We start from the raw sequence: 4,856 nt of genomic DNA, 5'->3' as shown, positions 1-4,856 counted from the left end.
CGGATCCGCTTCTTCAACTCGCGAGCTTCCGCCGCGTCAGCCGCGGTCTGGCCAGGCCGATTCCCTTCCTCGACATCGGCTTGGCGGAGCCAGTTCTGCAGGGTCGCCTCGCTGATACCGAAGTCGGTGGCGATCTGCTTGATGGTGACGCCGCTCTCACGGCGCCGCGCGACCGCGACGACATCCTCGCGGAACTCTTGGGGATAGGGACCAGGCATGATGACATCCTTCCCGCCAGCGCCTCCCAGCACTAACGATCAGTTGTCACCGATCCGTTCCTCACGCCCCGGCGCTCATCCGGGGGAGCGCGGGTGAGGTCGCCCTGTTCGACATCGCCCAGGAGAAGGTGGATGCCGAGGTGCTCGACCTCTCCCACGGCACGCAGTTCACCGGCCCGTCGGTCAGCGGGGGCTCGGACCCTGCTGTCATCGACGGCAGCGATGTCATGGTCGTCACGGCCGGGGCGAAGCAGAAGCCGGGGCAGACGCGCATGGAGCTCGCAGCGACGAATGCGGCGATCATCGAGTCGCTCATGCCGATGCTCGTCGAGCACGCGCCGGATGCGGTGTTCCTCATCGTCACGAATCCGGCGGATGTCATGACGGTCGTCGCGCAGCGGGCGACGGGCCTTCCGGCGTCGCGTATCTTCGGATCCGGCACGGTGCTCGACACTTCGCGCCTGCGCTGGCGTCTCGCCGAGCGCGCCGGCGTGAGCACCGCGAGCGTGCATGCGGACATCGTCGGTGAGCACGGCGACACCGAGTTCCCGCTGTGGCCGAACGCGAGGATCGGGCCGGTCCCCATCCTCGACTGGCGCGGCGAGCAGGCGCCCTTCACAGCCGAAGAGCTCACCGAGATCGCGGTGGAGGTGAGGGATGCCGCATATGCGGTGATCCGGGGCAAGGGCGCCACGAACCTCGCGATCGGCGTGAGCTGCGCCCGCATCGTGGAGGCGGTGCTGCACGACGAGCACGCGGTGATGCCGGTTTTGCGACGGTGCTCGACAGGGTGCACGGGATCAGCGGCGTCGCGCTCTCGGTGCCCTCCGTGGTGTCGGCGGCCGGCGTGCACCCGCTGGCGGAGACGCCGATGTCGGCCGAACAGGAAGCCCTGCTGCAGGCCAGCGCCGCAGCGATCCGAGCTTCGCTCGGCGCTCTCCGGTAGAGCGAATGCAGAAGGCCCCGTCTCGAGGAGACGGGGCCTTCTCAGTGCGGAGGGGTCAGTCGCTTCCGCGCAGGATCGCGATGATGCGCAGGATCTCGACGTAGAGCCACACGACCGTGACCATGATGCCGAAAGCGCCGACCCAGCCGAACTGGCGGGGTGCGCCGTTGCGCACGCCCTGCTGGATCTGGTCGAAGTCCATGACCAGCGAGTAGGCCGCCATGAAGACGACGAGCATGCCGATGATCAGGCCCAGCGGGATGCCGGCGACCTTCGTGCTGTACAGGCCGAAGGCGCTACCGGCGGGCAGGACGTTGGTCCACATGAGGATGAGGTTCAGAACCGAGAAGACGAGGTATCCGAGCATGGCGATCATGACGATCTTCGTCATCTTGGCCGATGCGCGGATCTTTCCGCTGGCGAAGAGGGCGAGGGTCACACCGACGACCGCGACGGTCGCGAGGGTCGCCTGCATGACGATGCCGGGCCAGATCGCCTCGAAGTAGGCCGAGATGCCGCCGACGAAGAGGCCTTCGAGGGCTGCGTATCCGAAGATCAGCGCGGGGCGCACCTTCTTGCGCGAGGTGAAGGTGACGACCATCGCGAGGATGAATCCGCCGAGCGCGCCGAGGATCCACGGCATCATGTTCGGCTGACCGGTCGTCGGGATCGAGCTCAGCGTCCAGACCCAGCCGACGATGGCGGTGACCAGCAGGACTCCGAAGAGGCCGGCGGTCTTCCACACGGTGTCCTCGACCGTCATGCGGTCGGTCTCGATGGCGCCGGCGGGAGGAGCGGCGTACATGCCCTCGAGCTGGGCATTGGCCGCGGCATCCATCGCCGCATGCTGGAACGACGCCGTCTGCGCGCCCTGGACGCCGGGAACGGCTCCGGGGGCACCCGGGTAGGTGGCGACGTTGCGCGGGTCCTGCTTCTGGAAAGCCGGGTTGTTGAAGGCGAAATTGCTCATGGGTGGGCCTCACTCCGAAGGTGGTTGAAGGTCGCTTGGCTCAACGATACCGGCGGATGCTATGCGCGGGGTGATCTACGCTGAGATCATGCCCAGGAAGTCTCCTCTCGTCATCGGCCATCGGGGAGCGCCGGGCTATCGTCCGGAGCACAGCCGGTCCTCCTACGAGCTGGCTCTCGCGATGGGGGTGGACGCCGTCGAGCCCGATGTCGTCGCGACGAAGGACGGGGTGCTCGTCCTCCGCCACGAGAACGAGATCTCGGGCACGACCGATGTCGCCGATCACCTCGAATTCGCCGAACGCCGGGCCACCAAGCGCATCGACGGGCAGTCGCTGACCGGGTGGTTCACCGAGGACTTCACCTGGGCGGAGCTCTCCACGCTGCGCGTGCGCGAGCGCCTGCCCGCACTGCGCCGGTCCAGCGCGAGCTTCGACGACACCCAGCCGATGCTGCGGCTGACGGATCTGCTCGATCTGGTGCGCGCGGCATCCGCCGAGCACGGGCGCGAGATCGGGATCGTCCTCGAGGTGAAGCACGCCACCTACTTCGCGAGCATCGGGCTCGATCTCGCGCCTCTCATCGCCCGCGATCTGCGTGCGGGTGGGTGGGCGGCGGGTGAGCTGCCGCTGACCATCGAGTCCTTCGAGTCGACCGTGCTCGGCGATCTGCGCCGCGAGGGCATCGCCGCTTCGTACATCTACCTGATCGAGGCATCCGGCCGACCCTACGACCAGCTCGTCGTGCACGGCAAGCGCGCCGACCCGTACAAGGCGATCGTCACGGCCGGAGGCCTGGACCGCCTCGTCGGCGTCGTCGACGGCATCAGCGTGAACAAGAAGATGCTCCTGGCGAACGGCAACACGATCGTGGCCGACGCACACGCCCGGGGGCTGAAGGTGTTCACCTGGACCGCGCGGCCCGAGAACGCCTATCTGTCGGCCGAGTTCCGCACCGGCGGAGGCAAGAGCGCCTTCGGGAACTATGAATCGGAGTGGGCGGCGATCGCCGCGACCGGGATCGACGGCGTCTTCGTCGATCACGCCGATCTCGGGGTGGCCTTCTTCCGGGGCTGAGGCCGCGCCGTCGATGTCGGTGCCGCCGCCTAGACTCGATGGTGACATGACCGACGCGCCTCTCATCGTTCCCCCCACCGCCGAATCGGCGGGTTCCGACGACCTCACCGCAGGCCTGAACCCGCAGCAGCTCGAGGCGGTGACACACCGCGGGCCCGCCCTGCTCATCGTCGCCGGTGCCGGTTCCGGCAAGACGAGCGTCCTCACCCGGCGCATCGCACTGCTGCTTCGCAATCGCGAGGCATGGCCGAGCCAGATCCTCGCGATCACCTTCACGAACAAGGCAGCGGGCGAGATGCGCGAGCGCGTCGAGGGCATCGTGGGCGAGGCCGCCCGAGGCATGTGGATCTCGACGTTCCACTCCGCCTGCGTGCGCATCCTCCGCCGCGAGGCCGAGCACTTCGGGTTCACGAAGTCGTTCACGATCTATGATTCGGGCGACTCACGCGCGCTGATCAAGCGCCTCGTGAAAGAGCACCAGGCCGACGCCTACGGCCTGACCCCGGCATCCGTGCAGTCGCGCATCTCCAAGCTCAAGAACGAGCTGGCGGATGCCGAATCCTATGCGCGCGACGCGAACATGAGCGATCCAGCCGAGCGCCTGTTCGTCGAGATTTTCTCCGATTACCAGCGCAATCTGCGCAAGGCGAACGCCTTCGACTTCGATGACCTGATCGGCCAGACCGTCTACCTCTTCCGTGCGTTCCCGCACGTCGCCGACGTCTACCGTCGCCGTTTCCGTCACATCCTCGTCGATGAGTATCAAGACACGAACCACGCGCAGTACTCGCTCATCCACGAGCTCACCCGGCCGGTCTCGGGCGAGACCGCGGCGGAGTCCTATGGCGACAGCGGAATGATGATCTTCGACGCTCCTGCTCCGGCATCCCCGGACACCGCCGGGGCGTCCCTGACCGTGGTCGGCGACTCCGACCAGTCGATCTATGCCTTCCGCGGTGCCGATATCCGCAACATCAGCGAGTTCGAGCGTGATTTCCCCGGGGCGAAGGTCGTTCTGCTCGAGCAGAACTACCGCTCGACGCAGAACATCCTCTCGGCGGCCAACGCCGTGATCGGCAACAACTTCGACCGCAAGGAGAAGAAGCTGTGGAGCGACAAGGGGGCCGGGGACAAGATCATCGGCTTCACCGGTTACTCGCAGCACGACGAGGCGCAGTTCGTCGCCGATGAGGTCGAGACCCTGCGCCGCGCCGGCGTCCCCTATTCCGAGATGGCGGTCTTCTACCGGACCAACTCGCAGTCGCGCGCGCTCGAGGAGATCTTCATCCGCTCGGCCGTCCCCTACAAGATCATGGGCGGCACGAAGTTTTACGACCGCGCCGAGATCAAGGACGCGCTCGCCTACCTGATCGCGGTCGTCAACCCCGCCGACGACATGTCGGTGCGGCGCATCCTCAACAAGCCGCGCCGCGGCATCGGCGACGTCACCGAGACCGCGATCGCCCGCTTCGCCGAGACGAACGGCATCAGCTTCCGCGCTGCGCTGTCCGCACCCTCGCAGCTGGGCGTCGGCCCGAAGATCCAGGGCGCGATCGGCAAGCTCGACGCTGTGCTGAACGAGGCCACCGAGATCCTGCTCCCCGCCTCCGGCGAGGTGCCGCCCGCGACCGCCGTGGCCGAGGGGCT

At 67.2% G+C, this 4,856-nt stretch carries 4 protein-coding genes and 1 pseudogene; 3 read left to right on the top strand and 2 right to left on the bottom strand.

Features of this window, described 5'->3' with window-relative positions:
* Positions 1–218 (bottom strand): transposase (locus tag Q0Z66_RS11890; RefSeq protein WP_298041429.1); only part of this gene is annotated, 218 nt, incomplete at its 3' end.
* Between the two features lie 38 nt (positions 219–256).
* Here Q0Z66_RS11890 and Q0Z66_RS11885 point away from each other — a divergent pair.
* Positions 257–1,164 (top strand): annotated as a pseudogene (locus Q0Z66_RS11885) (L-lactate dehydrogenase).
* Between the two features lie 55 nt (positions 1,165–1,219).
* Here Q0Z66_RS11885 and Q0Z66_RS11880 read toward each other — a convergent pair.
* Positions 1,220–2,134, bottom strand: a complete 915-nt coding sequence (locus tag Q0Z66_RS11880) for a Bax inhibitor-1/YccA family protein (protein ID WP_298041427.1) — start codon at positions 2,132–2,134, stop codon at positions 1,220–1,222.
* A gap of 88 nt (positions 2,135–2,222) precedes the next feature.
* On the opposite strand from Q0Z66_RS11880, the gene Q0Z66_RS11875 reads away from it, so the two are divergent.
* Positions 2,223–3,209 carry a glycerophosphodiester phosphodiesterase family protein gene (locus Q0Z66_RS11875; protein WP_298041426.1) on the top strand — a complete coding sequence of 329 codons (987 nt, stop codon included), beginning with the start codon at positions 2,223–2,225 and terminating at the stop codon, positions 3,207–3,209.
* 46 nt (positions 3,210–3,255) lie between these two features.
* Positions 3,256–4,856, top strand: a 1,601-nt coding sequence (locus Q0Z66_RS11870) for an ATP-dependent helicase (RefSeq protein ID WP_298041423.1), incomplete at its 3' end; no start/stop codon positions are given.

This window comes from uncultured Microbacterium sp., assembly GCF_947632095.1.
Classification (GTDB): Bacteria; Actinomycetota; Actinomycetes; order Actinomycetales; family Microbacteriaceae; genus Microbacterium.
This window is presented reverse-complemented; position numbering and strand designations above follow the sequence as displayed.